The organism is Aeromonas sp. QDB34 (genome assembly GCF_027705405.1).
Classification (GTDB): Bacteria; Pseudomonadota; Gammaproteobacteria; order Enterobacterales; family Aeromonadaceae; genus Aeromonas; species Aeromonas hydrophila.
The window spans coordinates 1-15,452 of sequence record NZ_JAPDBT010000006.1; the positions used below are offsets into that span (position 1 = coordinate 1).

13 protein-coding genes and 1 riboswitch are annotated in these 15,452 nt (G+C 62.1%); of the genes, 5 read left to right on the forward strand and 8 right to left on the reverse strand.

Going from position 1 to position 15,452, the window contains the following annotated elements; all coding sequences use genetic code 11:
- Positions 1-357: 357 nt before the first annotated feature.
- From OKC29_RS10175 to OKC29_RS10190, 4 genes are all read left to right on the forward strand, one after another.
- Entirely contained in the window at positions 358-810 is a 453-nt protein-coding gene (locus OKC29_RS10175; protein WP_011704809.1) for a pullulanase, read from the forward strand.
- Positions 811-1,017: 207 nt separating this feature from the next.
- Positions 1,018-3,165 (forward strand): adenosylcobalamin-dependent ribonucleoside-diphosphate reductase, encoded by a 2,148-nt coding sequence (locus tag OKC29_RS10180; RefSeq protein WP_073352344.1) that lies wholly within the window; start codon positions 1,018-1,020, stop codon positions 3,163-3,165.
- A gap of 10 nt (positions 3,166-3,175) precedes the next feature.
- Positions 3,176-3,856 carry a TSCPD domain-containing protein gene (locus tag OKC29_RS10185; RefSeq protein WP_017410266.1) on the forward strand — a complete coding sequence of 227 codons (681 nt, stop codon included), beginning with the start codon at positions 3,176-3,178 and terminating at the stop codon, positions 3,854-3,856.
- A 208-nt stretch (positions 3,857-4,064) separates the two neighbouring features.
- On the forward strand, positions 4,065-5,435 hold the full coding sequence (locus tag OKC29_RS10190) for a PhoH family protein (RefSeq protein ID WP_011704812.1): 1,371 nt from the start codon (positions 4,065-4,067) through the stop codon (positions 5,433-5,435).
- 249 nt (positions 5,436-5,684) lie between these two features.
- Here OKC29_RS10190 and thiQ read toward each other — a convergent pair whose 3' ends face one another.
- From thiQ to thiB, 3 genes are all read right to left on the reverse strand, one after another.
- Positions 5,685-6,392 carry a thiamine ABC transporter ATP-binding protein gene (gene thiQ / locus OKC29_RS10200; RefSeq protein WP_045527994.1) on the reverse strand — a complete coding sequence of 236 codons (708 nt, stop codon included), beginning with the start codon at positions 6,390-6,392 and terminating at the stop codon, positions 5,685-5,687.
- 65 nt (positions 6,393-6,457) lie between these two features.
- Positions 6,458-8,080 (reverse strand): thiamine/thiamine pyrophosphate ABC transporter permease, encoded by a 1,623-nt coding sequence (gene thiP, locus OKC29_RS10205; RefSeq protein WP_073348957.1) that lies wholly within the window; start codon positions 8,078-8,080, stop codon positions 6,458-6,460.
- Positions 8,077-9,057, reverse strand: a complete 981-nt coding sequence (gene thiB, locus OKC29_RS10210) for a thiamine ABC transporter substrate binding subunit (protein ID WP_073348959.1) — start codon at positions 9,055-9,057, stop codon at positions 8,077-8,079. The genes thiP and thiB overlap by 4 nt, the downstream gene beginning before the upstream one ends.
- Positions 9,058-9,108: 51 nt before the next feature.
- A riboswitch (TPP riboswitch) is annotated at positions 9,109-9,199 on the reverse strand.
- Positions 9,200-9,290: 91 nt separating this feature from the next.
- Here thiB and OKC29_RS10215 point away from each other — a divergent pair.
- Positions 9,291-9,581, forward strand: a complete 291-nt coding sequence (locus OKC29_RS10215; RefSeq protein WP_017410271.1) for a PilZ domain-containing protein — start codon at positions 9,291-9,293, stop codon at positions 9,579-9,581.
- A gap of 99 nt (positions 9,582-9,680) precedes the next feature.
- Here OKC29_RS10215 and OKC29_RS10220 read toward each other — a convergent pair whose 3' ends face one another.
- From OKC29_RS10220 to leuA, 5 genes are all read right to left on the reverse strand, one after another.
- A complete protein-coding gene (locus OKC29_RS10220; protein ID WP_073348961.1) occupies positions 9,681-10,610 on the reverse strand; it encodes a hypothetical protein in 930 nt (309 codons plus the stop codon).
- A gap of 91 nt (positions 10,611-10,701) precedes the next feature.
- The gene (gene leuD, locus OKC29_RS10225; protein ID WP_073348964.1) at positions 10,702-11,301 is read right to left on the reverse strand and encodes a 3-isopropylmalate dehydratase small subunit; all 600 of its coding nucleotides are present in this window, start codon (positions 11,299-11,301) and stop codon (positions 10,702-10,704) included.
- 12 nt (positions 11,302-11,313) lie between these two features.
- The gene (gene leuC / locus OKC29_RS10230; protein WP_073348966.1) at positions 11,314-12,711 is read right to left on the reverse strand and encodes a 3-isopropylmalate dehydratase large subunit; all 1,398 of its coding nucleotides are present in this window, start codon (positions 12,709-12,711) and stop codon (positions 11,314-11,316) included.
- Positions 12,712-12,743: 32 nt separating this feature from the next.
- Positions 12,744-13,829: a 3-isopropylmalate dehydrogenase gene (gene leuB / locus OKC29_RS10235; RefSeq protein WP_043125041.1), complete on the reverse strand. Its 1,086-nt coding sequence runs from the start codon at positions 13,827-13,829 to the stop codon at positions 12,744-12,746.
- 2 nt (positions 13,830-13,831) lie between these two features.
- A complete protein-coding gene (gene leuA, locus OKC29_RS10240) occupies positions 13,832-15,406 on the reverse strand; it encodes a 2-isopropylmalate synthase (protein WP_073348968.1) in 1,575 nt (524 codons plus the stop codon).
- Between the last annotated feature and the right edge of the window lie 46 nt (positions 15,407-15,452).

The window sequence follows — 15,452 nt, forward strand, 5'->3', positions numbered from 1 at the left end:
TCAGAAGTGAAACGCGGTAGCGCCGATGGTAGTGTGGCATTCGCCATGCGAGAGTAGGACACTGCCAGGCACCCAATACAAGAAACCCCGCTCATCGAGCGGGGTTTTTTATTGCCAGAAAATCAGCCTTTTCCTCTCTGAACCTCGTTTATCTGATCGCTCAAGGTCATCTTTCCTGACCCCGTTTTCTATATGCTCTGCTTCTTGTCTGGCTGATATTTGTTCATCAATTCAATTGCTGAACAGAAAAAGCACAGAATGTGATGCCTCTACCTTTCTTGTGATGCCCGCTCTGCTTTAATTCGTCTGCCCACGTTCGATGGGCCAAGGAATCACAATAATCTGAGGAATGGACACATGTTCAAAAGAACAGTAACGATGATGCTGGCGGCGGGAACCCTGGTATTAGGCGGTTGCGCATCTCACGGTGGCGCTGAGCAAGCGGCTGCGGACAACAGCGATTTCGGTGGTAAGTCCATCTACCTGCGTGGGGAGATGAACGACTGGATGGCAACCGACGCGAGCAAGGTGGTCAAGGTGGCCGACAAGCTCTACATGGCCAAGGGAACGCTCAAGAAAGAGTGGGCTCCCTACAAGTTCAAGTTCGCCGATTCTGGCTGGAGCTGTGGCACCAACTTCGGCTACAAGAGCCCGAGTGACGGTGTTGCCGTGCTGGGTGGTGAAGCCGTGCCGGTCAACCCCTGCTCCAAGTATGAAGACATGAAGTTCTCTCCGGATGCGGATGGCGTCTATGAGTTCTATCTGAACATGGCGGGCGATACCCCGACCGTGTACGTCAAGAAACCCTGATCTGGACCGGGAAGCACGTTTCCCGGGCGATGAATCGGTCAATGCCCCGGCTCAGCACACTGCTGGCCGGGGCGTTTTTTTAGGATGAGGCAGGCTCTCTTGTTATTAAAAATACTACATATAGTGTTTTTATTTTGTTTGTTCGCTATTGGTTGTGTTTGTTGCTACTGTCGTGACGTTGTTCCATTCACATGAGGTTGATTGAACATGGCTAAATCCAACCCGGTGCAGGAGAGTGAGAGCGCCTCTCGCCTGATCCCGCTGCAGGACACTTCCTTCGAGATCTGGGACAGCAAGTATCGTCTCAAGAGCAAGGATGGCGTCCCCATTGATGGCACGATCGATGAAACCTGCCAGCGGGTCGCCCTTGCCCTGGCTGGCCAGGAGTCGCAGCCAGACGTCTGGTATGAGCCCTTCCTGTGGGCGCTGCGCAACGGTGCCATCCCGGCGGGACGCATCACGTCCAATGCGGGAGCCTTCGAGCACAAGCCGGCGACCTCGACCATCAACTGCACCGTCTCCGGCACCATCGAGGATTCGATGGACGACATTCTCGGCAAGGTGCATGAAGCGGGACTGACCCTGAAAGCCGGTTGTGGCATCGGCTATGACTTTTCAACCCTGCGTCCACGCGGGGCTTTTGTCTCCGGTGCCGGGGCCTATACCTCGGGTCCGCTCTCCTTCATGGATATCTACGACAAGATGTGTTTCACCGTCTCGTCAGCCGGTGGTCGTCGCGGCGCACAGATGGGCACCATGGATATTCGTCACCCCGATGTGGTCGAGTTTATTCAGGCCAAGCGGGAGGATGGCCGTCTGCGTCAGTTCAACCTCTCCCTGCTCATCACCGAAGAGTTCGTCAAGGCGGTAAAAGAGGATGCCCCCTGGCAGCTTATCTTCCCCTACACCGCCAGGGAGGTGGAGCAGGACGGCATAGCGCTGGACGATCCTGCTCAGGTGTTCTGGGCCGACTGGCCCAACAGGGAAGGGGTGGTGTTCAACGAGCTGGGGCAGGTCGCCTGCAAGGTCTACAAGACCCTGCCTGCCCGCAAGCTGTGGAACGTCATCATGACCTCCACCTATGACTATGCGGAGCCCGGTTTCATCCTGATCGACAAGGTCAACCAGATGAACAACAACTGGTTCTGCGAGGAGATCCGCGCCACCAACCCTTGCGGTGAGCAGCCTCTGCCCCCCTATGGTGCCTGCCTGCTGGGGTCGGTCAACCTGACCCGGTTCGTGCGCGACCCTTTCGCCGAACAGGCCGCCTTCGACTGGTCCGCGTTTCGCAAGGTGGTGGCCATCTTCACCCGCATGCTGGACAACGTGGTGGAGATCAACCAGCTACCGCTTGCCAGGCAGCGTGAGGAGATCATCAGCAAACGCCGTCATGGCATGGGCTTCCTCGGCCTCGGCTCGGCCCTCACCATGTTGCGGATAAAATACGGCTCTGCCGCCGCCGTCGCCTTTACCGAGCAGGTATCTCAGGAGCTGGCCATGACCGGCTGGCGCGAGTCCCTGGCCTTGGCGAAGGAGAAGGGCCCGGCCCCCATCATGGAGCAGGAGTTCGAGGTGACCGGCAAGTTGCTGCGGCTGCGTCCCGAGATGGCGGCAGACGGCATCAAGCTCGGTGACAAGGTGAAGGGCAAGGTGCTGCACGCCCGTTACAGCCGCTACATGCAGCAGGTGGTCGAGGTGGATCCCGCCCTGGTTGCCGAGCTGGCCGAGGTGGGGGGGCGTTTCACCCACCACAGCAGCATTGCGCCGACCGGCACCATCTCGCTGTCGCTGGCCAACAACGCCAGCAACGGCATCGAGCCGAGCTTTGCCCACCACTACAGTCGCAACGTCATCAAGCCGGGCAAGAAGAGCAAGGAGAGCGTGGATGTCTACTCCTATGAGCTGCTGGCCTACCGCGAGCTGGTCAATCCGGCTGCCATGCCCTATGCCGAGGATGAGGCGACCCGGTTGCCGGATTACTTCATCACCGCCGACGACATCAGCCCGGCCCAGCACGTGGACATTCAAGCTGCGGCCCAGCGCTGGATCGACTCCTCCATCTCCAAGACAGCCAACGTGCCGACCGACTTTCCGTTTGAGCAGTTCAAGGACATCTACCTCTATGCGTCGGATTCGGGGCTCAAGGGCTGCACCACCTTCCGCTTCAACCCGGCAGCCTTCCAGGGGGTGCTGGTGAAGGAGCAGGATCTGGAGAACACCCTGTACGAGTTCACCCTGGAGGATGGCTCGGTCGTCACGGCGAAAGGGAACGAAGAGATCGAATACGATGGTGAGCTGCACACCGCTGCCAACCTCTATGACGCCTTGAAAGAAGGCTATTACGGTAAATTCTGAGGACGAGCGCATGGTCAAGAAAATCGACAGGAAAATCGTCGCCTACCAGGTGAAAACCCGGGATGAACCGCAGCAACCCCCTGTGCAGGATGACGTGGTTCACATGCACGAGACGGTGTTGCGGCCGGAGCGGTTGATGGGCACCACCTACAAGCTGAAGACGCCGGAGCATGTCTCCGAACACTCGCTGTTCATCACCATCAACGACATCATTCTCAACGAGGGGACGGTGCACGAGACTCGCCGCCCGTTCGAGATCTTCATCAATTCGAAAAGCCTGGAGCACTATCAGTGGATCGTGGCGCTGACCCGCATCATCTCGGCGGTGTTTCGCAAAGGGGGAGACGTCACCTTCCTGGTGGAGGAGCTGCGCTCGGTGTTCGATCCCAAGGGGGGCTACTGGAACAAGGGCAAGTACGTACCCTCGCTTATCGCCGAAATTGGCAACGTGATCGAAACCCATCTCACTGAGATCGGCATGCTCAAGGTGGCTGGGCTGGATGAACACCAGCAGGCGTTCCTGGCCGACAAGCAGGCCGAGCTGCAAGCCCGGCAACAGGCCGACGAGCAGCAGGCCGGCAGCGGCTTCCCACCCGGTGCAGCGCTTTGCTACAAGTGCCACAGCAAGGCGCTGGTGCAGAAGGATGGCTGCATGACCTGCCTCAACTGCGGCGATTCCAAGTGCGGTTGAGTGATTGAGCGCAGACAACAGGCCGGCCTTGGTGCCAGCCTTTTTCATTGCTGCTTTTCTGTTCGAACGCACTGGCAGCACACGCGATTTGTTGCGCGATAGTAAAATCGGGCGTAGCGTTGGGGGTAATAAAACTGTCACGGCCGTGTGGTTTCAATGACATCTGAGATTCACACACGTGGCACCTTCAGTGCCAAGGAGGATGCTTATGGACAACACGGACCGAAAGCTGTTTATCCTGGATACCAACGTTCTGCTTCACGAACCCCTCGCCATCTACTCCTTCAAAGAGCACGACGTGCTCATCCCCATGACGGTGCTGGAAGAGCTCGACAACATCAAGGATCGCCACAAGGACGTCAGCCGCGATGCGCGGGTGGCCATCCGGGCGCTGGAGGATGTATTCCGCGATGCAACGCCGGAACAAATTGCGCAAGGGGTGGCGCTGGCCGGTGAGGCGAGCGGTCACATCTCCATCTTCAGTGACCACCATCTGCCGCAGGATGCCGAGGTGTTCACCGACAAGGAGGCCGACAACCGCATCATCAACGCGGCTCTCTACCTGCAAAAGCACGAGTTGAAACGTCAGGTGGTGCTGGTCACCAAAGACATCAACATGCGGCTCAAGGCGAAGGGCGCCGGGCTTGCCCACGTCGAGGATTACCGCAGCGACCAGCTGATCGACGACATCCGCCTGCTGGCCAAGGGCTTCCAGGTGGTGCCCGGCAGCTTCTGGGAGCGGGTCGGCGAGTGCGACAGCGAGACCCATGGCCGCGATACCGTTCACGTCATCGATGCCAACCTGCTGGAGGGCATTCACGTCAACCAGTACCTGATCGATGAAGAGAACTTCTTCGCCGCCCGGGTGCTCAGCCACGACAGCCAGAAGATCCGCATCAAGGATCTGGGGCGCGAACGGCTGATGTCCCGCAAGGCGTGGGGGGTTCATCCCAAGAACGTCTATCAGGGGATGGCGCTCGATGCACTGCTCGATCCGCACATCGACCTGGTGATCCTGACCGGCCCGGCGGGCTGCGGCAAAACCCTGCTGGCCATGGCCGCCGCGCTGGAGCTGGTGATCGAGAAGGGGATCTACGAGAAGGTGATCGTCACCCGAAATACCCCGGAAATTGCCGAGAGCATTGGCTTCCTGCCTGGCACCGAAGAAGAGAAAATGATGCCCTGGCTGGCAGCGGTGACCGACACCCTGGAGGTGCTGCACAAGCAGGACGAGAACATGAGCGGGTCCCTCAGCTACATCATGGAGAAGGCCAACATCCAGTTCAAATCGGTCAACTTCATGCGTGGGCGCAGCATCCAGAACACCTTCGTGCTGCTGGACGAGTGCCAGAACCTGACCGCGTCCCAGATCAAGACCATCATCACCCGCTGCGGCGAGGGCACCAAGATCGTCTGCTCTGGCAACCTGGCCCAGATTGACTCCAACTACCTGAGCCCGGTGACCTCGGGGCTGACCTATATCGTCGAGCGTTTCAAAGACTTCGATGGCAGTGCCAACATCTTCCTGAACGGGGTGGTGCGTAGCAAGCTCGCCTCCTTCGCCGAGGAAAACCTCTGATTTGACTGTCTATCTTCATATGAAAAAGGGAAGCCACTTGGCTTCCCTTTTTTGATACCGCCACCAGTTCAGTGTTCTTGGGTCATTGTCCAAGATAGCGCAGCAGCCCGGGGTGGTCGCTGTTGTGCAGGATGTCCGGCGTACCCTGCAGGGCGATGTGCCCCTCGTCGACGAACAACACCTGATCGGCGCAATCAGCTGGGCATCCTCCGGCATGACAGGGGGATACCATCAGTTTTTAGCCATCTACTATGGCGCTAGCGCGCGGCCAAGGTAGCGCAGCAGCCCGGGGTGATCGCTGTTGTGCAGGATGTCCGGGGTACCCTGCAGGGCGATGCGCCCCTCGTCGACGAACAGCACCTGGTCGGCGATGAGCTGGGCATCTTCCGGGTTGTGAGACACCATCAGCACGGTAATGCCCTGTTCGCAGGCGAGCCTCGCCACCTCCGCCAGCATCTCCCGGCGCAGGGCGGGATCGAGTGCCGAGAAAGGCTCATCCAGCAGCAGCAAGGGTTTGCCACGCACCAGGGCACGCGCCAGCCCGACCCGCTGTTGCTGGCCGCCAGAGAGCTGTTCCGGCAGCCGGGTGAGCATCTCGCCAAGGCCGACCCGGCTCGCGGCATCCTTCACCTGAGCCCGTTGGGCCGCGTTCAGGCGCAGACCGGGGTGCAGGCCGATAGCGATGTTGTCGAACACCGACAGATGCAGGAACAGGTTGTGATCCTGAAACAGGGTGGTGACCGGTCGCGCGGCCGGGCCCAGCGGCAGCAGATCCTCGCCATCGAAGTCGAGGGTGCCGGACTCTACCGGCACGAAACCGGCGATCATGCCGAGCAGGGTCGACTTGCCAGCACCGCTTGGGCCGATCAGCGCAGTGATCTCCCCCTTGGGCAGGGTGGCGCTGAAGCTGACGCGCCAGTCCGGGTAGCTGGTGACCAGCTGATCAATATTCAGCATCTTCTCTTCTCCAAGGGGCTGTTCGACCGGCCGGAGCGGGCGAATAAACGGTTGGGGCGTGCGTTTCAATGTTCGGCATGCTTGCCTCCCAGGCCACGTTCAATCAGCCAGAACAGCGAGAAACAGAGGATCAGCAGCAGCAGGGCGGTGGCGGCCGCCTCGGTCAGCCGGTAGCTGCCGAGCTGCTGATAGAGCAGCCAGGGCAGGGTAGTGAGCTCCTGGCTGCCGAACATGGCGATGGCGCCGAGATCTCCCAGCGACAGGATCATCGAGAGCGCGGCCGCCTGGGCCAGCGGGCGGCGCAGCAGGGGCCACTCCACCAGTCGCAGGCGATGCAGTCCGCGTACCCCCAGGCTGTCGGCCAGCCGGTCGTACTGGCGCACCACCAGCTGCATGGGGGCGGAGAGGGTGCGCAGCACATAGGGCAGCGCCATCAGGGCATTGACCAGCACCACCAGCCAGGGACCGAGGGCGAACACGTCAGCGAACGGCATGAACAGGATGAACAGGCCGGTGGAGAGCACCACCGCCGGGATCATCAGGATCACCGAGCCGCTGGCCTCCCACATGGCGGCGGCCCGCCGCTTGCGATCCCGCACGCGCAGGTGACGGCTGGTGAGCAGCAGCGCGCTGCCGAGCAGAGTGGCCAGGCTGCCTGCCGCCAGCGCGATCAGCAGCGACTGGCCGCTGGCCAGCCACAACTTGCTTGAGGTCAGCGCGCCCGGCAGGCCGGGGTTGAGGCCGGCTACCACGATCGCCAGCAAGGGGGGCAGGAACACGGCCAGCCCGATCCCGAGGGCGAGGACGTCCACCAGACCGGTTCCCGGCTGATGGCGGTCCGGGCGCAGACAGGGACGCCGGGCGCTGATCCGGCTGGTCGGGCTGCTCTGCAGCTTGTGTTGCAGCATCAGCAGACCCGCGGTGAGGATCAGTTGCACCAGCGCCAGCCCGCCGGCGGTGGCGAGATCGAAGTCAAAGCGCAGCGCTTGATAGACGGCCACCTCCAGGGTGGTGGATTTGGGGCCGCCCCCGAGCGCCAGCACTGTGGTGAAGCTGGTGAAGCAGAGCATGAAGATGAGGCTGGCCAGACCTGGCAGCTGGGCCCGGATCAGCGGCCACTCCAGCAGCCGGAAGATGTGGGAGGAGCGCATGCCGAGTTGGCTGGCGAGGCGCCAGGAGGACTCGGGGATGCCCTCTAGGCTCTGCAGCAACAAGCGCGCCGCCAGCGGCATGTTGAAGAAGATGTGGGCCAGCAGGATACCGAACAGACCATAAAGATAATTGCCAGGGGCGAGCCCCAGCCCGTGCAGCAGCTGTGGCAACCAACCCTGTTTGCCGTGTACCGCGACGATGCCGAAGATGGCGATGATGACCGGCAATACCAGCGAAAGGCCGAACAGCTTGATGAGCAGGGTGCGACCCGGAAAGCGGCGCCGCGCCAGGGCGCGGGCCACCGGAATGGCCAGCCCCAGGCTCAGCAGGGTGGAGAGCAGCGCCTGCCAGAGGCTGAAGCCCAGCACGTGGCGCAGGTAGGGGTCGGCCAGCAGGGTACGGGGCGCCAGCGCCCCGGCCTGCCACAACAGGGCCGCCAGCGGCCCCAAGGAGAGCAGCAGGATGATCAGGGTGGCAGCACTGCCCGGCAGCCACCAGAGGGGACGAGCCTGCGCTCTGGCGAAGATACTGCTCACTGGGTGACGGCTTGCAGCCACTCGCGGATCCAGTTCTTGCGATTGGCGGCCACCTCGTCGCTGCTGAAGGCAAGCGGCTTGGCTACGGTGATCATCTGCTCGAAGCCCTTGGGCAGCGGCGTGTCGATCACCGGATACATCCAGTTGCCGGTGGCCATCTCGTTCTGGAAGGCGGGGCTTGTCATGAACTGCAGGAACTTATCCGCCAGCTTGCCCTGGGTGGCGCTGCTGAGCTTGGCGGCCACTTCCACCTGGCGGTAATGACCCTCCTCAAACGCCGCAGCCTGATACTGCGGCTTGTTTTCGGCAATCAGGTGATAGGCCGGGGAGCTGGTGTAGGAGAGCACCATGTCCGCCTCGCCGTCGAGGAACATGCCGTAGGCCTCGGACCAGCCCTTGGTGACGGTGACCGTCTTCTTGGCCAGCTGTGCCCAGGCGGCTGGTGTCTCATCCCCGTAGACCGACTTCATCCACAGCATCAGCCCCTGACCCGGGGTGGAGGTGCGCGGATCCTGATAGATCACCTTGAGGTCCGGGCGCGCTACCAGCTCTTTGAGGCTCTTGGGCGGGTTCTTGAGCTTGCTCTGGTCGTAGACGAAGGCGAAGTAGCCGTAGTCGTAGGGGACGAAAGTATCGTCCTGCCAGCCGCCCGGCACCTTGACTCCGTCCAGCTTGCTGCCGTGGGGGGCAAACAGGCCGCTCTGTTTGGCTTCGCTGACGAGTGCATCGTCCAGCCCCAGCACCAGATCTGCCTTGCTGTGTTTGCCTTCCAGCCGCAGCCGGTTGAGGATCGCCACGCCATCTTCAAGCGGCACCAGTTTGAGGGTGCAGCCGCACTCCTTCTCGAAGGCCTGCTTGATCTTGGGACCGGGTCCCCATTCGGCGGTGAAGGAGTTGTAGGTGTAGACGGTGAGGGTCTCGGCCGCGAAGGCCTGGGCACTGAGCAGGCTGGTGGCGACCAGCAGCAGGGTTTTCATGAGTGGCACTCCCTTAGCAATGAGGTGCCAGCGGATGAGGGCGCAAAAAATGAGCGCCATGCCTCAAATTCCTCCGCCAGCATTATCTGGATCAGGTTCACGGGTATAATCTCAGCGGTAAACCGCACCCCGTTTGAGAAACGAACCGCATTGTATTAACGTTCTTGGGGGGAGGCCAGCACAATTGTTCCTGCGGGCCAGCGAGACGGCGTCAGACAACAGAGGATGTTCGCGTGATCACCAGCACCAAGGAAAGGCGCGCCTTCCAGCGCATGATAATCAATGCCCCCGTCACCATCTTTCAGCAACAGCAGGTACTGGAAGGGGTCTGCCGGGATCTCAGTGCCAACGGCATGGGGATCGCCGTCGCCGAGCATCAGCTCGATGTGAGCCAACCCATTCGGGTGAGCCTGGCCACCAACAACAACCTGCTGCCTCCCTTCGAGGCGCAGGCCCGCATCATCCGGGTGCTGGAAGAAGAGGATGGGCTGCTGCTGGCCATCGAGTTCCAGGCCCTCGCCTGACCGGCCGTCACACCCTTCGTCATGCATCGACCAGCCCCGCGCTGGTCGATTTCATTCTGGCGTGCTCCCTCATGTTTACGACAGCTCCGACGAGCAGCGCTACTTGTCCGCGCGAACCGGCTGCACGCTCAGCTGCTGGCTGTCGATGAGGGTCTTGCTGGTGGGGGCCAGCTGGCCCATTGCCAGCTGGGCCGGGCCGGTGGGCTCCATCAGCAGATAGGTTTCCCCTTCCCGGTTCAGGGTGGCCTCACCCGGCTTGGCTGGCAGCGCCACTCCCAGCAGGGCATGACCCGGCACGAACACCATGGCCTGTTTCAACTCGGGAAAGAGCTGGGCCAGCATGGCGGCCATCAGGGTCACCTTGCTGTCACAGTCGCCCTGGTTCTGCTCCAGCACCTGGCGCGGGGTTAAAAAGCCCTTCCCCTGGCGCCCCGACTGGCTGTCGAGCAGCTGATAGGGGATGGATTGCACGAAGTCGAGCATATGGGCCACCGTCTTCAGGCGGGCTTCGGTCTCGGTGCTGCCCTGCTGCTTGAGCTGCTCGGCCAGCGGCGCCAGTTCGCTGCGGCTCTCCAGCGCGATACGCACATGGTCCTGCTTGATGGCGGCGGCGCCGTCGGGGGCGGTGAAGGGCTGGAAATAGTGCTGCTTGAGCCACTCGGACTCCAGCTTGTCCCGTTGCTGGGTGAGCCAGCCCATGGCCTTGTTGACCTGCTCCGGCTGGCGTCCCTTGATCTTGAGCTCCATCTGGGGGCGAGAGAGGGAGAGCTGCACGGTAGGGAATTCGGCCATCCCCTGTTGTAGCAGGCTCTGCAGCACGTCTTCCTGCATGCGGGCCGGCCGATAGGCGATGAGTGGCGGCAGCTTTCCCGCTTCCAGCCGATAGGTGAGCTGCTGCGCCTTGCCGTCCTTGTCCTGCCAGCCGACGTTGAGCTGCCCGCCGCTGCTGTTGAAATAGGTCTGCGCAGCGCAGACCGGCAGCGCCAGCCAGAGGCCGCAGAGCAGGGGGAGGGCGATCGTCATCTTCATTCAGGTGTCCCGTCGGGCATGCATGGCCTCACAATAAAACAGGGAGCCGCGGCTCCCTGTTGATTCTACTCGTTTTATGACACCTGATGGGTCAAATCCATCTCGGCTGCTTCGCCTCGAAGGCGCTGATGGCGGCCTCGTGTTGCAGGGTCAGGCCGATGGCGTCCAGCCCGTTGAGCAGGCAGTAGCGGCGGAACTCGTCGATCTCGAAACCGAAACGGAGGCTACCTGCGCGTACCTGATTGGCCTCCAGGTCCACTTCGATCTCGATGCCCGGCTGGGTGGCAACCAGCTGGAACAGGGCCTCGACCTCCTCCTCCTTCAGGCGCACCGGCACCATGCCGTTGTTGATGGCGTTGCCGTAGAAGATGTCGGCAAAGCTCGGGGCAATGATGGTCTTGAAGCCGTAGTCGGCCAGCGCCCAGGGGGCGTGCTCGCGGCTCGAGCCGCAGCCGAAGTTCTCGCGGGCCAGCAGAATGCTGGCACCGGCGAACTGCGGCTGATTGAGCACGAACTCGGGGTTGGGCTGCTGACCGGCATCGTCCAGGAAGCGCCAGTCGTGGAACAGGTGCTTGCCAAAACCGATGCGGTTGACCTTCTGCAGAAACTGCTTGGGAATGATGGCGTCGGTGTCGACGTTGGCGCTGTCGAGGGGGACGACGATCCCTTTATGCTGTTTGAATCCTGTCATCACTCTTTCCTCTTACAATGCGCGAATGTCGGCGAAGTGGCCGGTGACGGCTGCTGCAGCAGCCATGGCCGGGCTCACCAGATGGGTGCGGCCGGCGCGGCCCTGACGCCCTTCGAAGTTGCGGTTGCTGGTGGAGGCGCAGCGCTCCCCCGGTTGCAGCCGGTCGTTGTTCATGGCCAGACACATGGAGCAGCCGGGCAGGCGCCACTCAAAGCCAGCCTCGATGAAGATCTTGTCCAGCCCCTCGGCCTCGGCCTGGGCCTTCACCTGTTCGGAGCCCGGCACCACCAGAGCCTGCACCCCGGCGGCGACCTTGCGACCGCGGGCGATGGCGGCAGCCGCGCGCAGATCCTCGATGCGGCTGTTGGTGCATGAACCGATGAACACCTTGTCGATGGCGACGTCGGAGAGCTTCTGGCCCGGTTGCAGGTCCATGTAGGCGAGCGCCTTGCGGGCGGATTGCTGCTCCATCAGGTCGCTGAAGGATTCCGGTGCCGGAATCGGCTCATTGACGGCGATCACCTGACCCGGGTTGGTGCCCCAGGTGACCTGCGGGGCGATGTCGGCGGCGTCGAGCACTACTTCGGCATCAAACCTGGCATCGGCGTCGCTCTTGAGGCTCTGCCAGTAGGTGATGGCCTGTTCCAGCGCCTCGCCCTTGGGTGCGAACTCCTTGCCACGGATGTAGTCGATGGTGGTCTGGTCGGGGGCGATCATGCCGGCCTTGGCGCCGAGCTCGATGGCCATGTTGCACACCGTCATGCGCCCTTCCATAGTGAGCCCTTCGATGGCCTCGCCGGCGAATTCCACCACATAGCCAGTACCGCCGGCATGGCCAACCTTGCCGATAATGGCCAGCACCACGTCTTTGGCGCTGATGCCTGCGGCCAGCTTGCCGTTGACCGAAATGCGCATGGTCTTGGCGCGGCCCTGTTTCAGGGTCTGGGTGGCCATCACATGTTCCACTTCGGAGGTGCCGATGCCGAACGCCAGCGAGCCGAACGCGCCGTGGGTGGCGGTGTGGGAATCGCCGCAGACGATGGTGGTACCGGGCAGGGTGATGCCGAGCTCGGGGCCCATCACGTGGACTATGCCCTGGTATTGGTGGTTCAGGTCATACAGACGGACCCCGAACTCCTTGCAGTTGACGGCCAGCGTTTCCATCTGGATGCGGGCCATCTCGCCGGAGGCGGCGATGTCCTTGGTGGTGGTGGAGACGTTGTGATCCATGGTGGCCCAGGTCAGGTCCGGGCGGCGCAGCTGGCGGTTCATGGCGCGCAGGCCGTCGAATGCCTGCGGGCTGGTCACTTCATGCACCAGGTGGCGGTCGATGTAGATGAGGGGCGTTTCTCCTTCCACTTCCCGGACCACGTGGGCGTCGAATACTTTCTGATAGAGGGTCTTGGCCATTGCTCGGTTTCCTTGTTATCGATGCCGTGGGGTCAGATGCGCGCGGCGATCTGGCTGCCCATCTCGGCCGTGCTCTGCACCGGGTGACGGGCGCTGGCCTGATGCAGGTCGGCGGTGAAGTAACCCTCGGCCAGGGTCTGGGCTACGGCCTGCTCGATGGCCTGGGCGGCGGCTTCCTGGCCCAGGCTGTAGCGCAGCATCAGGGCGGCGGAGAGGATCTGGGCAATGGGGTTCGCAATCCCCTTGCCGGCGATATCCGGGGCCGAGCCACCGGCCGGCTCGAACAGACCGAAGCCCGACTCGTTGAGGCTGGCGGAGGGGAGCAGCCCCATGGAGCCGGTGATCATGGCGCACTCGTCGGAGAGGATGTCACCGAACAGGTTGGAGCAGAGCAGCACGTCGAACTGGGACGGATCCTTGATGAGCTGCATGGTGGCGTTGTCGATGTACATGTGATTCAGCGCCACGTCCGGATAGGACTTGGCGACTTCGGTCACTACCTCGCGCCACAGAATGGAGGAGGCGAGCACGTTGGCCTTGTCGATGGAGGTGACCTTGGCCTTGCGCACGCGGGCGGACTCGAAGGCTATCTTGGCGATGCGCTCGATCTCGAAGCGATGGTATACCTCGGTGTCGAATGCCTTCTCGGTGGGGCCTTCCCCTTCACGCCCCTTGGGCTGGCCGAAGTAGATGCCGCCGGTCAGCTCGCGCACGCAGGCGATGTCAAAACCGCGATCCGAGATGTCGGCACGCAGCGGCGAGAACTGCTCGAGGCCGGTGTAGATGCGGGCCGGACGCAGGTTGCAGAACAGCTTGAAGTGGGCGCGCAGGGGCAGCAGGGCGCCGCGTTCCGGCTGATCGTTGGGGGGCAGGTGCTCCCACTTGGGGCCGCCCACCGAGCCGAACAGCACGGCGTCGGCCGCCTCGCAGCCTGCAATGGTGCTCTGGGGCAGCGGGGTGCCGTGGTTGTCGATGGCGATGCCGCCCACGTCATGGCGCTCGTAGTCGAGGGCGAAGCCGAATTTGGCCTGCACCTTTTCCAGCACCTTGACGGCCTCGGCCATCACTTCCGGGCCAATGCCGTCACCCGGCAATACTGCGATCCGATAACTGCTCATACTCACACGCTCTCCGTATTGATCTTGTCTGTTTTTGCGACGTTGCGTTCCATCTGTTCGGCCACCTGATCGGCGCGCCAGATGCTGTTGATCACGTGGATCAACGCCTGGGCGGAAGACTCTATGATGTCGGTGGCCAGGCCCATGCCATGGAATTTGCGGCCCTTGTACTGTGCGACTATGTCGACCTGGCCGAGGGCGTTCTTGCCTTCCCCCTTGCCCTTGAGTTCGTACTTGTCGATGCTGATTTCGTAGCCGGTGATGCGGTTGATGCACTGGTAGACAGCGTCCACCGGGCCGTTGCCGGTGGCGGCTTCGCTGACGATCTCCTGGCCCACCTTCAATTTCACCGAGGCGGTGGCCATCACCGAGCTGCCGCTCTGCACGCCGAGGTACTCCAGCTTGAAGTGTTCCGGCTCTTCGTGGATCTGGCTGAAGAAGGCGAGCGCCTCCAGATCGTAATCGAACACCTGCCCCTTCTTGTCGGCCAGGGTGAGGAACTTGCCGTAGAGATCGTCGAGGTCGTAACTGCTCTCGGCGTAGCCCATGGACTCCATCCGGTGCTTGATGACGTGGCGGCCGGAGCGGGAAGTCATGTTGAGGTTGTTCTGGGTGAGGCCGATGCTCTCTGGGGTGATGATTTCGTAGGTGTTTTTCGCCTTGAGCACACCGTCCTGATGGATGCCGGAGCTGTGGGAGAAGGCGTTGGCCCCGACGATGGCCTTGTTGGGCTGCACCGGCATGTTGCAGAGCTGGCTGACCAGGGCGCTGGTGCGATGAATTTCGCTGTGGCGGATGTTGGTGTGCACCCCGAGCAGATCGGCGCGGGTCTTCAGGATCATCGCTACCTCTTCCAGCGAGCAGTTGCCGGCCCGCTCGCCGATACCGTTGATGGTGCACTCGATCTGGCGGGCCCCCATCTGCACGGCGCCGATGGAGTTGGCCACCGAGAGGCCCAGATCGTCGTGGCAGTGTACCGAGATGATGGCCTGATCGATGTTGGGTACCCGGTTGAACAGGGTCTGGATGATGCCGGAGAACTCGGTCGGTACCGTGTAGCCGACGGTATCCGGAATATTGATGGTGCGGGCACCGGCCTTGATGGCGGCCTCCACCATGCGGCACAGGTTGTCTATCGGGGTGCGGCCCGCATCCTCGCAGGAGAACTCCACGTCGTCTGTGTAGCGGCGGGCATGCTTGATGGCGTTGACCCCCATCTCCAGCACGTCTTCGAAGCTCTTCTTCAGCTTGCTCTCGACGTGGATGGAGGAGGTGGAGATGAAGGTGTGGATGCGAAACGCTTCGGCGACCCGCAAGGCTTCGCCGGCGGCGTCGATGTCCTTGGGCAGGGCTCGGGCGAGGGCACAGACCCGGCTCAGTTTGATATGGCGGGCGATGGTCTGCACCGATTGAAAGTCGCCGGGGGAGGAGACCGGGAACCCCACCTCCATGACGTCGACACCGAGCCGCTCCAGCGCCTGGGCGATCTGCAGCTTCTCCTTGACCGTCAAGCTGGCCGCCAGAGCCTGCTCACCATCGCGCAGGGTGGTGTCGAATATGATGACCCGATCTGACATGTGACTTCCCTCTTCCTAAGTTCGGTGACGTGCATCCTGCGTTGGC

What these genes read in the sequence shown, in the direction of transcription:
- OKC29_RS10175 (WP_011704809.1), top strand. Translation starts at nt 358, where the DNA reads ATGTTCAAAAGAACAGTAACGATGATGCTGGCGGCGGGAACCCTGGTA.
- OKC29_RS10180 (WP_073352344.1), top strand. Translation starts at nt 1,018, where the DNA reads ATGGCTAAATCCAACCCGGTGCAGGAGAGTGAGAGCGCCTCTCGCCTG.
- OKC29_RS10185 (WP_017410266.1), top strand. Translation starts at nt 3,176, where the DNA reads ATGGTCAAGAAAATCGACAGGAAAATCGTCGCCTACCAGGTGAAAACC.
- OKC29_RS10190 (WP_011704812.1), top strand. Translation starts at nt 4,065, where the DNA reads ATGGACAACACGGACCGAAAGCTGTTTATCCTGGATACCAACGTTCTG.
- thiQ (WP_045527994.1), bottom strand. Translation starts at nt 6,392, where the DNA reads ATGCTGAATATTGATCAGCTGGTCACCAGCTACCCGGACTGGCGCGTC.
- thiB (WP_073348959.1), bottom strand. Translation starts at nt 9,057, where the DNA reads ATGAAAACCCTGCTGCTGGTCGCCACCAGCCTGCTCAGTGCCCAGGCC.
- OKC29_RS10220 (WP_073348961.1), bottom strand. Translation starts at nt 10,610, where the DNA reads ATGAAGATGACGATCGCCCTCCCCCTGCTCTGCGGCCTCTGGCTGGCG.
- leuD (WP_073348964.1), bottom strand. Translation starts at nt 11,301, where the DNA reads ATGACAGGATTCAAACAGCATAAAGGGATCGTCGTCCCCCTCGACAGC.
- leuC (WP_073348966.1), bottom strand. Translation starts at nt 12,711, where the DNA reads ATGGCCAAGACCCTCTATCAGAAAGTATTCGACGCCCACGTGGTCCGG.
- leuB (WP_043125041.1), bottom strand. Translation starts at nt 13,829, where the DNA reads ATGAGCAGTTATCGGATCGCAGTATTGCCGGGTGACGGCATTGGCCCG.
- leuA (WP_073348968.1), bottom strand. Translation starts at nt 15,406, where the DNA reads ATGTCAGATCGGGTCATCATATTCGACACCACCCTGCGCGATGGTGAG.